Raw genomic sequence first — 18,099 nt, forward strand, 5'->3', positions numbered from 1 at the left:
CTCTGTCTCCCACGAGCCTTCACAGGATCCGATCGTGCTATTGTAATCAGTGCACGTCCGGGTTTCATGCCGAAGGCGAGCGGTGACTGTCGCTTCAACGGTCAGATTCTGCGCTCCCGACAGTCCCCGATACTCGAGCGTGGAGCGATGACCACGATCGGCATCGAGTACCCAGCTATCTGTCTGCAGGACAACCGTGTCAACGGCAGTGTCAGCAATCGACCAGTGGTGGCGAACCGAGCCGCTTGTGTCATCGTCTGGGACACGGACCCGGTAATCGGCTATCACAAGGACCTCGCCGTCTGGCGTGATGTACCGCGTCGAGGTGTTCCCCGAGTGCAGCACCGTCGACGGCTGGACTGCAACGATGCTCGTGTACGCATCCCGAATGTAGAGCCCATCCTCGAGGTGTGCCCGTTCTGGATGGACAGAGGTTTTCTCGCTACCAGGGTCAAAGTCCTGGAGATCACCGTTGTTCCACCTCTCGACGTCTTCGATTGGCTTCTCGAACGGGACGTCTGTCGACCCTGCAAGCCGGGTCGAAAACTCCGGCGCAGACGAAATGGTGTCCTCGAATTCCTCGCTCGAGCGGTTTTGCTGATCGAGGTCGTCCGACCATAACAGTGGGAACCGTGTCTCGTTCACGCCGTAATCTGGCCCATCCGCAGGAATCCCTGGACTCGAATTCGGCTCGGCAACAGCGACACCGACAGCCAGGAAGACAGCGCCTCCGCTTGCGACGAGAAGCATGAGGGCGGCGTTGATCGCACGTGGTGTGGTCATTGAGCTTCAGGCAACCGCAAGTTCTGGTGGTTCAGAATGGTTTGACACAGTCTGAGAAGCCGAATCCCATCTGACTTCCAACCTTGTCAATCAGTTCGGGTGAGATCAGCGCGAGGACGATGATCCCGAACCCGACACCCGACATCACGAGTCTCTCTTTGGCCTGATTCTTCTTTTCTGGATTCCCACCAGCGCGCATGTACGAGAGGCCAGCTCGACCGACGTAGAATCCCGTTGCAGGAAGACCGAGACCAGCAACAGCGCCGAAGACGATGCCAATACCAGTCTCGACACCGGTTCCACAGTAGACATCACCCACACTCGACTGGGCAGCTACCGATCCAGAAGCGAGGGCGATGAAGGCCAGCCAGACTGCGAGTGAGGTTGCTTCTGGCACAACTCGTCTACACGCTTGTCGGAACTTAGTCGGTAAATCAGGGCATTCAGTCGACGTATCTGGCGACTTACGCGGTGAATTGGTATTCATTGATGTAACGGTCTGTATGGAATGTTTCGAACAGCGCCTCGAGGGCTACGAGAGCGAGTCTCGTCGAAGGGCGTCTGCTCGACCAGTCCGTCTTGGGACCTGGTAGGGGGATGTGGCTCGGATTGCGGGAGGACTGATACTGCGTCGGTCAATTGGCCCAAGCCACTCATAGTGTCTGCATTTTGCATGGTTCATTCACCATGGGAGTTGAACACACAGAACACTTATTGAATATACTATATAAAAATTTCCGGTAAAACTTACTAATGGTAGTAATTTCAGTCCTCAAAACTCGCTACCACTCTCAAGACATCTCCTTCCCTCGGTGAGGGCATCGCTATCGAGCGCTATATCGAGTGCCGCATCGAAGATCTCTCCCGACAGCGACCCATTCGCACACGCAATCGATCGGCTGTATCTCAAACACGTCTAGAGTAGCAGGGTCTTTGGTTTCTTGATTGGCAAAAACGAGCACAATCTCTCGGCGAACACGAAGTCCAGTGCGCCACACGATCCAGAAAGTCGAAACCGAACCACAGACAGCGGTGATCGTCACGCTGCCCGCCGAGTTCAAGTGCGCCGATGCATGAGCTTCACTGCGTGTTAGCGTGTGAAATATGCCAGCTTTCTCGCGTACCGTTACTCTGAATGTAACTTTTGTCTATCTGTCTCGAGAGCATACTCCTCTGCAAGATCAACAACATCGTAGACATGAATCCCGGACTTGAACCACAGCACCTGATCGCTCACCTTCTCGACATCGGTCGCCGAACAGTCGAGTCGATCAGAAACCGCGATCAGGAGATGGTCAAGTTCGGCGGCCTCGATCTTCGCGAGTTTCTCCTCGAGGTACTCGGGCGTCCAGAAGCCCACGATCTCGAGGATCGCCCGTCGGCCGTCTGGATGCTCAACTGCGAAGTCGGGGATCATCACCTCGGCACCCAAATCCAGCACGTCGTCCTCGCGACGTAACTCCCAGTCGGTGGTCGCCCGTTCCCACTTCTGGGCCAGTGTTCGCTCAAGATCGCTGTCGAACTCGTCCTGGGCGCTGTAGTGAGAGGACAATCCATCGGTCTGGTCGAGTTCAAACGTCAGTGATCCACTGTTTGTCGATCCTCCGTCCCCATCGAGGACTTCTGCCGTCATCTCCCAGCGGTCACACAACGGCAGTGCTGGCAGGAAGTTCGCCATCCGAATACCGTACTTCCGGGATTTCGAGAACAACGACGCAGGCCCATCCAGAATTGCTTCGTAGCCTGCAGCGACATCCGTCGAGTCGACCCACTCGCCGGTTTCGTCAATTGGATAGATCCGGTGCATCAACCCAAACAACTTGACGTAGCTGAACACCGTGTTGAAGTGGTCCCACACACGGATCCGCATCTGCGTTGCGTCGTACAGGACCGCCTGAGCCAGCGCGAGATTGTACCGCGTGAGAAGCCAGTCAACACTGATCGTGTCCTCAGCGTAAGTCTCCTCGCTATCTCCCGTCAAGCGGGTCGTCGACGAACGACCCTCGTCGGTGTATTCGTCAACGTACAGATCGCCGAATCGCACCAGCAGCATGTTGTCCTCGAGATCGGCGTACATCCCTCGGTAACACTCTTCGAGACTGAGTCCAAGCTGGTCAGCGACGGCACTGTAGACCTCGAGGCGTTGCGTATCGTCCCCGAGAGTGGGCTGACGGACGATCGGATACGACTCGTTAGCCTTCGCGAACAACGCCTGACGGATCTTCTGGGGATCGGCTGTAGCCACCGTCTCGAACTCGCACTCATCCGTGAGAAGCTTCGCCAGTCCCTGGACGATCTTGTAGTCGGTATCGGCGATCGTCAGCTGGTCGATCGTCTCCTCGAGGTCACCTTTGGGTTCACCTATGTGGTCTTCGAAGATGTCGATGAGTTGCTGAGCCGTCTCTCGGTATCGAGACTCGGCAGGGCCGATAAACAGTGGCTCAACAGATCCGTTTCGTGTGCGCGAGCGAGCGAGATCAGCTGTCAGCATCGGTTCCTACCCCTTGGCGACGGTGTTGAGAGACATACGTTTCCTTGGTATTGGCCGCGATGATCTCGTAGAGGCGTGCTGGCTGGCGATCGTCAGTCGGGCGAAGGATCCGCCCAAGCCGCTGGGCGTACTGACGTTTCGAGGCACTTCCCGAGAGGATGATCCCGACGTTCGCCGCCGGTACGTCGATACCCTCGTCGAGGACCTGTGAGGTCACGAGCATCGAGTACTCCCCGGTCCGGAATCGGTCGAGAAGGTCTGTGCGTTCCTCAGTAGCCGTTTGGTGAGTAATACACGGGATGATGAACTCCTGGGAAATCTCGTAGGCGAAGTCATTATTCGCTGTGAAGATGATCGTCCGGTCGTCGTAGTGGCGTTTCAGAAGGTTGTCCAGGGTGTCGATCTTTTTCTCGGCAGTTCGAGCGATCTCTTCGGCCCGCTGTTTGGCGATTAGGGCTCGTCGCCCCTGTGGATCGTAGGAACTGCGCTTGAGGAACTCCTGGTAGCCCCCTTCCTTCCAAATGTCGAAGTCGTGGGAGTCGACGTAGTCGCGATACAGCTGGTATTCCTCTTCGTACTGATTGCGCTCGTCGGTGGTGAGCTCAACCTCGAGGTGAATCGTCTCGTAATCGCTGAGGTACTCGCCGGTGAGTTCGTCGACATCTTCCTTGTAGACGACGGGACCAAGTAACTCCTCGAGGACCTCGTGTTGGTCGTCAGCTCGTTCGTAGGTGGCAGTCAATCCGAGCCGATAGGGCGCGATCGTCATCTCGGGAATCTGCTGGTAGGTCGGGGCAGGCAAGTGATGGACCTCGTCGACAACCAGCAGACCGAACCGGTCGCCGTACTCGTTGATGTACCGATAGGCGGAATCGTAGGTCGTCACCGTCACGTCCGTGATCGTGTGGCTGCCCCCGCCGAGGACACCGACATCGTCAGGAAGCTGGTCTCCGAACGCGTTAGTGAGCGTCGCATGCCACTGGTTGAGCAGATCGATCGTGGGAACGACCACGAGCGTACTGACGCCGGCGTCGGCAATCGACTGGATCGCGAGGAACGTTTTCCCACTGCCGGTCGGGAGGACGACACTCCCCCGACGGTCGTGATCGATCCAGGCCTCGAGGGCGGCTTGCTGGTAGCCTCGAGGTTCGATCGCGACGGCAGGTGAGAGGGCAAGGTCACTGTAGGCTCTAGCATCGTCTTCAAGAGGTTCGCTAGCCATCGTGGCCTGCGCGAGGGTCTGCTGGTCGCGACTGGAGGGAGCTGCCCACTGATGGAGGTCGTGATAGCGATAGGCCTGCGCTCGATACTCGTCGACGCGATCGTCCCACTCGGCGTAGGGAACACTGTCGGGTGCGTCCTCGAGTAGCAGCGTTCCATCATCGAACGTCAGGCGCATGCAACTACAAACGTCTACGACCGACGCCGTACTTGGGTTTGCTGGCTATCGCTCGCCGATATTCGACCGCCGGGCGTGCTATGAAGGCATTCACCAAGATGACTCGAGAAGCGTTCTGAGAGTGGGTAGTTATTCAACTACACTGAAACAAACGAGCGGGTTCGAGACGGCTTTGCGACGCGAGACCCTCATTACCGAGACGCGGTACCCCTGTGAGTAAGGCTTGCTGAGGCAGCACAACTCTTTCTCATCACTCGTCATCGGTTGAGCCAGTAGTGCCAGTCGGCGACTGCCTGTTCAGTATCATCGCTGGCTTCGAGAGGCTCGAGTTGTTTCAGTGGTACTCCGAGTTCTCTGTCGTTCCACTCGATGGTTACGAACTGCTGACGGAGCGACGGCTCTACCGAGGGCATTCCGAGCACGCGCACTGTTTCGCCTTCCTTTAGCGGAGATACCTCGCGCTCCTCGATACACTGCGCTTCAAAGGGAAAGTCCATGGTCTCCTCCAGGTAGGTTATCCAGCCCACTGCCTGCTCGTCTTGAGTGTAGGCATCGACGATTATCTCCATCCCGATGCGCTCCTCACGCTCTTCGTCATTGTCTACCATAGTTAGCAGTAGGTCGGCTCGAAAGTAAGGCGTTCTGGAGGTCTCTTCAGTTCTCACCGACTCGAGGCAACGCATTTGTGTTTTGATTGGGGGGGAGTGAATTATATATGGAGATCACAATAAATTCTAGTGTTATGTCTAAATTAGGAGATAGATCAGAACTTCGGCCTCACGAGAAGAGATATAGTGTAGTGAAAGTCGACACGTGGAAAGCACCCGACGATGATGACTTTGCCTACAAAGTTGGTGAGATTGATTCACTCGATGAGGGACCACTCACGACAGCTGGACATGGAGAATCGATACTTATCCTTAATGAGGCTGGCAACTCAGTTTCAGCTACTAACGGACCTGACCATCCGTCAGCCACGACAATTCGCGATGAATGTGAATGATTCTATCCCAAAACGTCGGGGCATTACCACGAGGTGACGGAATTACATGTATCTCGGCTTGCGGAATTGATAAGATTGAAAATTACCTCGGTTGATTCCTCAATAAGATTTGATGATTTATATTATTGGTCTAAAAATAATATAGATTGGATTTATAACGAGAAGAAACGAAGATTCTCGTCATCGCACCGCGTCACTGAGTCACAGTTCGAGCGTAATGTAGCCGCCTTTAACGAGTTCCTGTACCATCGCTGCCGAACCTCGAGCAAGCGTCTCCGGATCGGTATCGAGATCGGCCCAGTGGTCGATGTCGAGCGACTCGAGTTTCCGATAGATGTCGTCCGGCTCGTCGAACGATTCGGCACCGGCTAACTCGACGCGATACCCGCCGTCCCCGTCGTCTTCGACGCAGACGAGCTGGAGCAGGTACGACGCGTCGGCGTCGGCCGCAAACTCGAGGGCTCGTCGCAATTCGTTAACGGTAAATCGAACGCGATGGGGGCCATCACCGGTGACGGCTTTCACTTCGACAGGCGTCGGAACGAGAGCAGACGGTGTTGTCTCGTCGTCGGATTCGGACCGAAGTGACGCCGCGAGTCGCCCCGTCACATCGAGAACGTCGTAACCCGGTCCCCGTTCGTCCGCGGCGACGAGTGCCTGTCGCGTCGCGCTATCAGTGTGGCTCGTCTCATCGGCTTCGATCTCCTCGAGCATCGTCGTCGCCAGCTCTCGTGGCGTTCCCGCTGACTGAAGGCGCTGACAGCGCCCCTTCGTATGCCACTCGAGGTCTCCCGCTGGATCGCAGATGCGCTCGAGGATCGTCTCGAGAACCTCGGGAATTGCGTTCTGTTCACTCGGTGCGTCCTCATCGTACTCGGATAGCATGTCTCGATACTGCTGACAAACGTGGGCGAATACGACTTCTTCGGCGAACGCCGGTCGGTCGCTGATCTCGATACTGCCGCCCTGCCCGGAACCGCCATTGCGAGTGTGGAACACGACCGTCTCGGCGGATTGATTATCGAGCGATCGAGTCGTCAGTTCGGTGTCGGTCACGAGGTTCCAGGCGTCGGCCCGGAGTTCCATCATCGACGTCTCGTCACCCCGGAATTGCTGCTGCGGTAGCCGATCGGTACCATCGACGTAGCGACGTAGCGCTTTCCGCACCGCCGGCGATTCAGGAGCGACGATGGAGAGAACAGCTTCGACGAGCTCCGACACGGTCTCGGAACTGACCTCGAACCAGCAGCCCTCATTAGATTCAGTGAGTTCGTCGACGATCGCATCGATCGACCGATACCGAGGCGGTGCGGTCCACGCGAAGTCGACGGCGGTCGTCTGCAGTGCGTCCTGCCAGCCGGTGACGTCACCCAATCGCTCCTCCCGCTCAGTGGGCGTCGTATCGCGCCAGACGGTAACAAGTTCGTCGAGTCGGTGACGGGGCTGTGCCCGGATCCCCCAGTGGATCTCGTACTCGGAGTGGTGATCCCATGCCCACTCGAGAAACGCCTCGAGCCCGTCTGTCCCGTCATTCTCGAATGCCAGTTCGGCGCAGTTCTGACACGGACAGCGCCCTGCAGTCGATCCATCGTCGACGACGGCCCGAGCAAGTTCAGCGTAGGGCCGTGGGAGTTCTTTGACCGCCTCAAGGAGCGACTGGAACTCCTCGGGGACATCCGGATCGCCGTCTTCATGGATAAACGCCGTCCCGAGTCGGGTTGCGAGCCGATACGGGTCGGCGTCAAGTTCGTCGAGACGATCTCGGGATGACATCTCGAACTCCACGTCGACTCCCAGCGTACTGACGAGATCACGAACAGCGTCGAGTTCCGCTTGCAACCGTTCGCTCGTCCGCTCGTCGAGTTGCCGACGCATCTCCCGAAGCGGAACGTCCGATTCGAGCAGTGCCTCTTCGCCCCGTAGGGCGAGTCGTAGATCTGTCGAACGGGACCGCTCGAACAGGAGCCTGAGCCCGTCGGTAAGCTGTTCCAGGACATCGTCCACGTCGGCTCCGGGGTCGACCAGGCCGGCGTTGTACGCTAGTCCGTAGCCGTCCGCCGACGGGAGTTCGTAGATCGTCGATCCGCTGGCGAACCTGTCGTCGGACGCCGTCAGCCCGGCGTCATCCAGATACCGGTCGTACCGTCGCTCCGGAACGGCGCGGAGGGCTTCGATCGCCGTCGTCAACGCGGCGTCGGTTTCCTCGTCGATCTCGTTCGTCGGCCGCTCCGCCGTCAGGACGGCCAGCAGGAGCGGTCGGAGGTCGTGCAACCGGTTTCGCATCTCGTTAGTCAAATCCGCCAGTGGAGCGCTCCGCTGCCCCTGGTCACTTTTTCCCTCGCCGTCCTCGAGCAACGTCATAACCGGACGCGTTGCGGCCGACCGTCGAATGTCGCATGCGAGCGCCTCGGCGAGGGGTTTTGAGCCGCCCTGAATCGCTGTCTCGAGGACCCATGGCCCCTCCCGAGATCCCGTTCGGTCTTCCCACGGGAGAGCCTGCGTGTCGCTGTACCAGTAGACGTCCCGCTCTCGGATCGCCTCGATCGGCGCTGCCAGCCACGTTTCCACGCCTGCTTTGACCGGGAGGTGCGTAAGAAACGGGAGTTCCGACAACTCGCGATCGGAATCGGCGGCGAGATAGCCGTTAATAGCGTCGACGAGCGCCGAGTAGACTGTCTTCCAGCCGCTTCCCTGCTTCGATAGCTGTGGCTCATCGAGCGGAACGGGACCCAATTCGGCCGCGAGATCGGCGCTGGCCAGTTCCTCCTGCATCTTCTGAAGGCGATACGCCGCGGCGCTCGGGGAGAGGGACTCGAGCGACGTCACGCCTAGAAAGTCCCAGACATCCTCGTCGACGTCGGTCTCGGTGATGTCGACTGTGGGGAGCCAGTTGTTCGTCCGTCGGCCCGCACCGCTGCTCGTGACCGCCCAGGCGAGCGGTCCGGGTGTTTCCCACTCCTGCGGCGTCGTCACGACGTCGCTGTCGGTCCAGATACTCGAGTGGCGGAGCTGCCAGTTAAGCAACGTCGGGAGCCGGTCGGTCCAGCCGTGGCGCCCGCCGTGGTCCTCGCGACAGGACCAGCCGGTCGTGAGGACGGTCTCCACGAGTTTTCCTCCGTAGGTCTCCAGTACTGCCGACACGTACTCGCTCCCGAGATCCGTAAACCAGCCCCGTCGACCGCTCTCGTCGGCACCCTGTCGCCAGACCCACGACTCCAGCGAGATCGTCAGCTCGTCGAACGCTTTCCCGATGGTTTCGTCGCAGACGGCTTCCTGAGTGTACCGACCGCGGATATCCTTAACGTCGCAGTTGCTGCTGTGGCCCGCTGTCGCGTTCGGGCCGTGCTCCGGAGCGGTGACGAAATCGAGGTAGCCGCCGTGGTGCTTAACGCCGTCTCGAGCACCAACGGCCGTCTCCTCCTCCATTTCGGATACTGCCTCTTTCAGCGACGCCTGTCTGGCCGTCGTCTCGGTCCATGCCGACGGATTCCAGTGAGCGTCCCCACCATCGGGCGTTTCCGCCTGTACTAGGATCTCGAGCCCAGGGATCACGCCAACACCGAACGTCCCGAACAATCGGGCGAGGGCCGCCTCGGTGTCCATTCGGGTATCGACAGCGAGTCGATCGGTCGCTGCGTCCGGTGACACGAGCGATGGGACGGACTCAACAGGCTCGCTCGAGACGATCGGTTGAGCGTCGAGTTCCTCGCCGTCCTCCGGCTCGGCTCCGGCATCGCTGTCGAGGAGTTGCGCTGCACGATGCCGCTGGCGCTGCCAGTCCGCATCGAGTCGAACCGCCGAGACGTGCTCGTCCGCGTCAGTCCCCTCCAGGAGTTCGCTGCTCAGTCGGGCCCGGCGAGCCGCCAGCCGGTTGCGCAATCGTCGACTCCGGTCGGCGTATTTTGTGTGCTTCTCGACATCGTCGTCGTTCAGGTACGCGCCCTCCCCGAAGGCCAGTTTCCCACGCTCGTCGCCCTCGAGTGCCGACGCGAAGAACTCGACGCCCTCGACCGAAACCGTCGCGTCGGTAGCCCTACCCGTCCGGTCGCCTGCCTGTGACGTTGCGCCGAGCAACTCGCGAACATACTGCGGATAGGACTGAAGCTGGACGATCCCCCAGCGGTTCCCGGCCGCTGAGAGGACCGTTCGCGCGGGTTCCGATTCCGAAATCCCGGCGTCGATGACGAAGACATCGAACTCCGCCCCACGGAGTTCCGTTCCGCCCGGCGTCGGAAGCGTCGTCTCGGGCGCGTCATCGCCGCGCCAGAACACCGTTCGCGTATACGTCCGGTCCGCGCCGTCGCCCTCGCGCCGGTGGCTTTCGATGGGAACCAGCGATAGCATCTCGGCGTCGTCTTCCTGCTCTTCGACGTCTCTATCGGCCGTCTCACAGGGCAAGAGGTAGACGCCGTTCCCCGCCGGTTCGACGTAGTCGCCGAGGACATCGCCGACGTCTCGGTCGGTCGCCGTCGAGTGGGCCGAAACCAGCGCTGCGGTCCCGCCAAATAGCGCCCGTCCCGTCTCGGCTTCGACGTCGAGGCTCGGCAGCCCCGGGTCGCTCTCGAGGAGCGTTCGCAACCACGTCACCCAGTCGCGAAGTAGCGTTTCAGTCCAATCGCCGTCCGCCGTATCGGAATCGAGGAGTCGCTCATACCGAGATGACCACGCGACGGTGTTCAGCTCCGGATGAGATTCCCAGTCAAGAAACGCCCCTGCCGATCGCTTCGTCGGGAGTCGTTTGTCGACAGCGGGCGTCGGAATCGTTTCCTCGGCGTCGTACGTGTCGGTTCCGTCCTCGAAATAACGTCCCTCGATCGTCTCGGCAGCGACTTCGTGGAGAGCGACGATCCCCTTGACGACCGCTCGGTCCGCATGGAGCAGCGATTCCTCGAGCAGCATCGGCCCGCCCGTTCTGGCACTCGGAACACATGGCTGCTCGCGCAACCGATCGTAGACGGCCGCACAGAAGTACTCGAGTACGTCCGCATCCGCTGGCGAGTCCAGTACCGCCGCCAGATCCGAGGGCGCGTCATCATCCGCCGACAGCGGCGGCAGTACGTTCCACGGATACCCCATCGCCAGCGAGAGGTCGTGATCGTGTTCGGTCGATTCGGCCGCAGCGGCGACCGTCGCAACGTCTGCCAGAAGCGCCGCGGCCTCTCGAAGGACCAGCGCATTGTGGGCCGTCGAATGCGAGTAGAGTTCCTTTCGGTCTTTCGAGACCTCGAAGTTCCCGTGGACGCAGAAGGGGAACTGTTCCCCCGCGCTCGCGATCGGATAGTAGAGATACGGCGGATACGAGTGGGACATCGGTCCGACGGGGGATCCGCGAGCGTCACGCGGCACGAGAACTCGAGCGTACGCGTACTCCGATGCGGATCGGTCGGTCTCGCTCGTCTCGGCGGAGTCTGCGCCGACGATACCGGACTTACCCGTCTCGAGTTCGTCCTCGAATCGCGGATACGCCTCGAGCGGACGTTCGAACTGATCGTAGCGGTGTTCAATTGGATCGCACTCGTCCGCCGAGTTGACGGTGACCGCCACGTCCGCCGCCCGCAGGTCGCGGTCGATGTCGGCAGTCGACGGAACGGACCGCTCCTCGCGTTCGATCGTCCACGTCTCCTCGAGGGGAGAGTCCTGTTCGTCTATCACGGCCTCGGTCGCGTTGCGGAGCACGACTTGTTCGACGTTCTCGAAATGGACGAGCGACTCGGGGGTGACCTGCCCGCTTAAATCGTCATATGCGTTCGTCGCCGAGTAACTGAGCCGTTCCCAGAGATCGGCCGCAATCGACTCTGCGGCCGGTTTCTCGCCGGTCCGAGGAGCGTTCAGTGCGTCACGGAACTCGCGGAGTAGTTCGTCCTGAAACCGGACGATAACGGCAGTCGTGAAATCGATCGGGTTTCCGTCGGCGTCAGTGATGTCCGGGCCCGTCCCCTGAAGCAACTCCATTGCTCGTTCCTGTAACGGGTGCTGTGCGTCCGACGGCGTCTCGGGAACCCGCAGTGGTAACGGATAGTAGAAGAACGGGAGCGCCTCAACGTCTTCTGGACGGACGTCGTCAACCGGAATCGTAGGCGCTGCCTCGTCGAACCAGGTCTCGAGTCGCTCGACGTTCGACGAGAGCCGGGACGTGAAGGTGTCCAGTTGCTCCGATACCGCGTCGGCGGTGGTTCGAGCGGCGACTGCAGCCGTCGGATTGACTGGACCGCACTCAAACCGATCGATACCATCGACGTCTGGTTGCGTCCAGACCTCGTAAGCTTCGCCGACCATGCAGACCGAAGTCAGTCCGACGCCCTTCTCGCCGATCGCCCCCTCATCCTTGCGGGAGAACGTGATCTTCCGGAGATCCTCGCGAATATTGTCGTCGCGGATGTTGAACGGGGAACCGGTGTTCGCGACGAGCACGCCGCGCTCCCGGACTTCGACGTATAGCGACCCGCACTCGTCGTCAGACTGCTGAATCGCGTCGCGTCCGTTCTGCAGCAACTCGACGAGTTCGCGGTCCTGATGAGCACCCGCAGTTCCCGCCTCACCCCCGCCGATACCGGTCTGCTCGTCGAGCGCGTCTGAAAGCGTCCACTCCCCGCTCTTGTCGACGCCATCGATCTTCTTCAGTAAGCGATCGTACGGTTCCGCCAGCTTCCCTTCCCACTCCGCTGTGGCCGTTCCGTCAGCAACTGCTGAATCCTGTCGACTCACTAGTGAGTGTATCCACGAAGATCTTCAGTATAAACACAGCGGCCAGCGACAGTCGTCCGCTGGACACTGTACCTGGAGCGATTCGACGTCGTCCTGGGCGCGCTCAATCGTCGACCGCCTCAGTATCTAGTGGACCTTCCAGTAAATCCGTACCCAGTTAGGAACTAATAGATTTCAGCCGGTAGTATGAGTGTACGTCGAGATTTGTTTCCCGCCGATTCCCAGCGTTCGGGCGATCTCGTTCGAGGTTGTCTTCCCCGCGGCTATTGCGGTGAGTCGCAAAGTACCGATTCGGGTCTGTGAGTTCGGTCCGGAGGACGTATTCTGGTTCGTTGTGGGGAGATGATCGGTTATGGCTTTCCGACGACTGTTTCCCATTGTCCTATCACGAGAAGGGACTTACAAAAGATCTCTCACTCATTAAAAGCGCATCGACACGACTGAACGTGACATTGAAGACGACACCTACTACATCTGGACGAAGAAGCTTCTCGACTCCCATTTGGGAGACGTGAAGCTGGTCATGGCCGAGAAAGAAACGGAGGAAGACGAGGACAACCCAGTCAAATACCTCGCTACGAACAAGATCGACGCATCGACCGAACACGTGATTCGCTCCTACGGAATGCGGTGGCGCATCGAGACGTTTTTCGAGGACTCGAAGCAGGATCTCAGCTTTGGAGACTGCGCGATGCAGACCGACGAAGGTGCCAGTCGCCACTGGCGCCTTCTCATGGCCGCCTACAGTCTCGTTCGTCTTGATCCCGATCGAGCGCCTTGGGGACAGTTCGCTCGAAAGCGTCATCGCTTCGAGCGAACCTTAAACATTCTCTGAAGGAAGCCGTGTACAACCTTCTCTCGTGGGTTCGGGACAACGACGACCGAGGCATTGATGACCTCATGGAAGAGATCAACCACCTCTTCGTTCACTCAACAGCTGACGCTAACGTGCAAAGCTGAGTACCGAATATAGGTGTTCTCTGTGAACCGAGGCGTTCATGGATATGATTCGACTGAGACCCGTGCATTTAGGATAGCTGAGTAACCTGTTTGCGCTATGGCTGCTGGGCGAGATTCATTCCGGAAACCATTCCAGGACCTCTCTAATGAAGAGTGGATCCCGGTCATCTCTATCGGCCTTATTCTGGTCGTGTTTGTTATTTCTGGACTCCGATACTACTTCATTGATCAGGCGATGACACTGCTCTTCTACGCTGTTCTCGTCCAGATCTGGACCCAAGTGGGTGGTGACCTTCCACTGCTCCCGGATCGAAACTTAGCATATATCTCGTTCATCATCACGAGTATCGGTGCAGTGAGTATCGGTATCACAATGGAGTGGGTCGCTTCATGGATTACAGGCGACTTGATCGCTGCTCAGTCACTGGCGTTGGCTGTTGTGATCAGCCGTATCTACATCAATATGCGAGACAGCAATGCGAGTTCTCCGACAGATATTCTTCGGTACCGAGAACCAGTTGATCGGTATCTCATCCTTATCCCTTGTTCTGCTACATTCCTAATCCCGGTTATCTTCTATCACCTCGGGATCTACTATCCACTCGAGACCCGAACACGGTTCTTCGGGCTCATCGTATGGAGTCTGATGATCGGTATATTTCTCTACTGGTATGAGAACGAACAGTGAGACAGATTATTATCTGATATCTCCGATCATGTCCAGAACCTCCAGATCAATGGTTTCATCGCCATCAGTCGAGATCGCAGTATCGAGCTGTTCCTCGACTTCTGCTTCTACGTAGGTTCTGTCGTCGAGCGGGTTATTATTGCGCATTCGGGGATGAATTCCCCGTATACAGATCTCTGGATCGGAAGTTCCCTCCTTGGTCTTGGGCTCATCACGGCACTCGGGCTACTGGCCACTACTAACTGGAACAAGATCTCGACACTGCTTGACCAATGATAGCTATTCGTTAGCATGGGCCTCGAGTTCACCCTTTAGACTCGCGAACCGGAACAGGAAGACAGCAAGCGAAACAACCGCTAAGACTAGCCCTGTTCCCGGCGTCAACTCGTAGATAAGCAAGAAGATACCCCAGACCATTAGCATCAGACCGTACTCTAACGCCATCTCTTGAAGGGTCAAGACGATGCGATACGTAAGCGTCAGTTCGTGAGCGAATGCTGCGATCAGTAACATCCCGAAGGCGGCTACGAATATCTCGATCTGTAGGACGTGCTGACCGGGACTATCGGAGAGAATAATCGCTAATCCCGCGAAGACCAGACTGGCTACTGCAAGTGCCGTCCCCCGCTGGTCTTGTGAGATCTCGTCATAGAGACTATGATCTTCGACGATCCCGAACTGGTGGTTCCAGTTCAGATAGAGCTTGCCACCAATCTCGCTCACGAAGAGAATCAATAGGAACCATTGGACAAACAGACCTCCGAGCTGGGAGAGCATTCCTTACACTTTATGTCCACATTCACTGCACTTCTTTACCCCACCAGATTGGACCAGATTTTTCGAACCACACTCAAAACACTTCCATTGACGTAGCTCTGCTCGTTCCTTATCGCCACTCATAGTTAGAAGTCATACCCACACTCGGGACACTCAGAGTTCTCCTGTAAAATGTTCTCGCCGCAGTTAGGGCACTTCTTCTGGCGCTTCTTGATCCTTCGGCCCATGAATCTGATATATAAATAACTGATAATAAATGTGGTTATCAAGGCCTCCCCCATACAGACTATACTTCTCGTATACCTTCATTCTATACAGACTTATTTAATTAGAGATCTAATGATTCTGTATCGATGGCTGCTCCCTCACTCTTCGATGGGATCCGAAGAGCGATTGAAGAATTCGGGTTACCTCCTATTGCCCTCTTGGCGTTCGTAGGAATAATCAAAGTAGTCTATGGGGCACAAGAGGCCGGGATGATCTATGTAGGGCTAACTGGACTTATCCTCTTTGGGCTCTATACGAGAGCAAAATACTGGAACGCCAAGTATACCTTCGGCGTTGTCGTCGTAGGGTTCGGGCTCTGGTTCGGCGTCCCTGGAATCTTTCCTCTGTTAGTTCCTTCTCCATTTGCCGAGCTTGGCTCATTCCTGGCATTGATCTCTCTTATCGGGCTCGCACTGATGTTCACCGATAAACTATAGCAGCTCGTCAGAGAACAGCCGTTTCTTCTAGCCAGTCTTTGATCGCTTCCGCATCATTAGAAACCGCGTTCTCAGTGATCCATAGAACCTGCCACCCCGCTTCCTCGAGAGTCCGTTGTTTTTGGATATCAGACTCCGTCGGTGGTGAGTAGACCTCTTCAGGATGTTCTCCGATCGCGGCTAGAGCTTCTCCCTCACATCCGTCTGGCGTATGCCAATAGACTGCACCAGGTTCTAACACGACTTTGTTCTGTCTGTCAGCAAAGTCTAACTGTCGGCCAAGAATGCGAACGTCTTGTTCGAAATGATTCCATAGTCCCCACGTCTGGAGAAGTGACCGGAGATCCTGTTCTAATCCTGTATCTGTCGTCGAGATATCGGGGGCTTTCTTGTGGGTGACTTTCCACTTCCCTTTCCCGGTAAATGGACTACGACACCAGACGTAGCCCTCTGGAAGAGGATTCTTCTGTACGAATCTTCGGTACTCCTCTTCCGAATTGACGATCTTTCCTTTGATTCCCTCAAATACCGCTTTCAACTCCGGATCGCCAGAAGGATCGATCTTCACCATGGGTAGATGTTATATTAGCAAAAGAGTTAGATCTTCCCAAGCAGCTCGTCTCCGTGGATCAACTTCATGTACGATAGACACTCGAGGACGCGGCCTTGTGCGATACCTCGGGTCTGGAGGACCGGTAACGGGTCGTCTGTCTCATAGACCTTGATCGCGTAGTGAACCGTGTCCGCCGAGTACTTCTTGCAAATAGAGAGGTGGGTCTCGTCGGGATAGTCCTGGTACCGGGTCCGGTCCAGCGAGACTTCTGTTGAGATCTCATCGAGTTCCTTCTGTGGTACTGTGACGTGAGGGACTATCCGAAGAAGTCGGTGCCCTGCTCCGTTGTGATAGCTGTTTTGGCTGACTATTTGAGTAGTTCGTCAACAAACACTACGGGGCAATTCCAGAATCGAAGAGAGTAGGATAGCCCGAATTCGTTTCAGCCACGAACGTCGTCAATCGAATCGGAGACATCTTTCATCTTGACGTCGGCGTAGGCCTCGTGGGTAGTCTCGATTGAGTTGTGTCGTAACGCTTCCTGAGCCTTTTCGGACATCCCGCTGGTATAGAGGTCGCGTCCGAGTGCCCGCCGAGCGCCGTGCAGCGTCAGATAGTCGTACTCGCCGTCCGGATCAATCCCGGCTTCGTCGGTGAGCCGTTTCAGCAGTCGGCGAACGCCCTCTTTCGAGATCGACGGCGGCGGAACCTCGTGCTCGCAGTGTAGACGGTCAAGCACCTCGGTCTTCCCGGCGTCACCCCTACCCCCGAGCGCCCGAGAGACTCCCTTCTCGCCGAGTGCATCCTCGAGTGTGCGCTTTTTCGAGCCGTAGTGACCGGTCGGAAAGACGGGCCACACTTCGGTCGTCGGCTCTTGCACCCTGTACCATCGCTTGAGGACATCGTGAACGCTTGCGGGGAACGGGGCCTGTTCGTACTCACGGGACTTACCGTAGACTTCGATCAGCCGCTCGTCGAAATCGACGTCCTTCCACCGGAGGCCGTTGCGTTTATTGTCTTTTGGATCAGCGAACAACTCAGCACCACGCGCCCCTGTCCCGTCGAGCATCACGACGATCGCCCGGTCACGGAAGGCCGTCTCCACGTCAGTCCGGATGGTTCCCTTCAGGGCCATGTCCACACGCTTGGTGACGTACTCAAGCAACGTCTCGCGGTCTTCCTGAGACCAATACTGGCGCTTGCATTTCCCGTCGTCCTCTGGCAGCGGGTCCATCGCGGTGTTCGTATTCGCCGGGTTCGACTCGAGGTGTTGCTCTCGTACCGACCAAGAGAGAAAGGCCCGGACGTACGCGAAGTAGTTGTGAGCGGTTGAAGCCGCCAAGTCCTCGTCGATCACGACGCGGTCGTAGAGGTGCTCGCTGTAACTGCGGACATCATGGGGTGTGAGATCGTCGACGAACTCGAGGTCACGCTCGTCTCGACAGTGGTCGGCGAACTCACGCAGTGGTGAGCGCATGGTTGTCTTCGAGCCGTCGGCGTTGATTTTGTACCGAAGGTAGCTCTCGATAGCCTCGTGGACGGTTGTGTCCCCGCGTGTAGCCCGTCGATCCGTTGATCCAGACATTCGTATGTGGGGTACAGTGTCGACCCTCGTAAAGTCCCTTGGTTAAACTGCTCTTTAACCAAGTGTAATCTGAAACGGCTCTCGCTGGCGATTTCGGGAGTCTACGGTACTCGAGCGTGCAAACGCACTTCTATAAATCATATAGCGCTATATCTTCTCCGAGCGATGGTACACCACAACTTCGGGATCTCAAATTCTACAAACCACCATACAGCTGACACCCGTTACGATCGTCCTCAGAGAAGCTGTTTGAAAAAGAAACTATTCTTCGTCTTCCGAGGCAACAGCGCTCATAGCGTCCATTCCTTGCTGAATCGGATGCTTTTCGTAGAGTTCTTCGCTTCGCAGAAACCCATCTGAGAGGCTCCATTGAATCACTAGACGGCGTCGGGGTGGGCCGCTAAACCAAAGGAGTTGAAGCGGGAGAGTAACAGTTTGGATGAACATTACT

General features: G+C 57.4%; 12 protein-coding genes and 3 pseudogenes. 4 read left to right on the plus strand and 11 right to left on the minus strand.

The window, feature by feature from the left end:
- The 5 genes and pseudogenes from C476_RS15180 to C476_RS15200 all read right to left on the minus strand — a co-directional run.
- Positions 1-783 (minus strand): annotated as a pseudogene (locus tag C476_RS15180) (hypothetical protein); the annotation flags it as partial.
- Positions 784-814: 31 nt separating this feature from the next.
- On the minus strand, positions 815-1,270 hold the full coding sequence (locus tag C476_RS15185; protein ID WP_049911938.1) for a pilin: 456 nt from the start codon (positions 1,268-1,270) through the stop codon (positions 815-817).
- A 639-nt stretch (positions 1,271-1,909) separates the two neighbouring features.
- The gene (locus C476_RS15190; RefSeq protein WP_008014516.1) at positions 1,910-3,274 is read right to left on the minus strand and encodes a DUF790 family protein; all 1,365 of its coding nucleotides are present in this window, start codon (positions 3,272-3,274) and stop codon (positions 1,910-1,912) included.
- Complete coding sequence (locus C476_RS15195; protein WP_008014517.1) at positions 3,261-4,673, minus strand: DEAD/DEAH box helicase family protein; 1,413 nt, start codon at positions 4,671-4,673, stop codon at positions 3,261-3,263. The genes C476_RS15190 and C476_RS15195 overlap by 14 nt, the downstream gene beginning before the upstream one ends.
- Positions 4,674-4,930: 257 nt before the next feature.
- Positions 4,931-5,281, minus strand: coding sequence for a calcium-binding protein (locus tag C476_RS15200; protein WP_008014519.1), 351 nt, complete (start codon positions 5,279-5,281; stop codon positions 4,931-4,933).
- A 107-nt stretch (positions 5,282-5,388) separates the two neighbouring features.
- Here C476_RS15200 and C476_RS18445 point away from each other — a divergent pair, with 107 nt between their 5' ends.
- Entirely contained in the window at positions 5,389-5,676 is a 288-nt protein-coding gene (locus C476_RS18445; RefSeq protein WP_152418223.1) for a hypothetical protein, read from the plus strand.
- 201 nt (positions 5,677-5,877) lie between these two features.
- On the opposite strand, the gene C476_RS15210 is transcribed toward C476_RS18445, so the two are convergent.
- Positions 5,878-12,381 (minus strand): sacsin N-terminal ATP-binding-like domain-containing protein, encoded by a 6,504-nt coding sequence (locus C476_RS15210; RefSeq protein WP_008014523.1) that lies wholly within the window; start codon positions 12,379-12,381, stop codon positions 5,878-5,880.
- 189 nt (positions 12,382-12,570) lie between these two features.
- Positions 12,571-12,718: pseudogene (locus C476_RS19820) on the minus strand (ATP-binding protein); the annotation flags it as partial.
- An 87-nt stretch (positions 12,719-12,805) separates the two neighbouring features.
- Between C476_RS19820 and C476_RS15215 the strand changes: the two are divergent.
- Positions 12,806-13,341, plus strand: a pseudogene (locus C476_RS15215) (transposase); the annotation flags it as partial.
- Positions 13,342-13,438: 97 nt separating this feature from the next.
- Positions 13,439-14,029, plus strand: coding sequence for a hypothetical protein (locus C476_RS15220; RefSeq protein ID WP_008014527.1), 591 nt, complete (start codon positions 13,439-13,441; stop codon positions 14,027-14,029).
- 279 nt (positions 14,030-14,308) lie between these two features.
- On the opposite strand, the gene C476_RS15225 is transcribed toward C476_RS15220, so the two are convergent.
- Positions 14,309-14,752: a hypothetical protein gene (locus tag C476_RS15225; RefSeq protein ID WP_241430503.1), complete on the minus strand. Its 444-nt coding sequence runs from the start codon at positions 14,750-14,752 to the stop codon at positions 14,309-14,311.
- A gap of 179 nt (positions 14,753-14,931) precedes the next feature.
- Positions 14,932-15,087: a zinc-ribbon domain-containing protein gene (locus C476_RS19825; RefSeq protein WP_008014531.1), complete on the minus strand. Its 156-nt coding sequence runs from the start codon at positions 15,085-15,087 to the stop codon at positions 14,932-14,934.
- Between the two features lie 72 nt (positions 15,088-15,159).
- On the opposite strand from C476_RS19825, the gene C476_RS15230 reads away from it, so the two are divergent.
- Positions 15,160-15,510, plus strand: a complete 351-nt coding sequence (locus C476_RS15230) for a hypothetical protein (RefSeq protein ID WP_008014534.1) — start codon at positions 15,160-15,162, stop codon at positions 15,508-15,510.
- A gap of 7 nt (positions 15,511-15,517) precedes the next feature.
- Here C476_RS15230 and C476_RS15235 read toward each other — a convergent pair whose 3' ends face one another.
- A complete protein-coding gene (locus C476_RS15235) occupies positions 15,518-16,081 on the minus strand; it encodes a hypothetical protein (protein ID WP_008014535.1) in 564 nt (187 codons plus the stop codon).
- A gap of 424 nt (positions 16,082-16,505) precedes the next feature.
- Entirely contained in the window at positions 16,506-17,648 is a 1,143-nt protein-coding gene (locus C476_RS15240; protein WP_008014537.1) for a tyrosine-type recombinase/integrase, read from the minus strand.
- Positions 17,649-18,099 lie beyond the last annotated feature (451 nt).

This window comes from Natrinema limicola JCM 13563 (assembly GCF_000337475.1).
Taxonomy (GTDB): Archaea; Halobacteriota; Halobacteria; order Halobacteriales; family Natrialbaceae; genus Natrinema; species Natrinema limicola.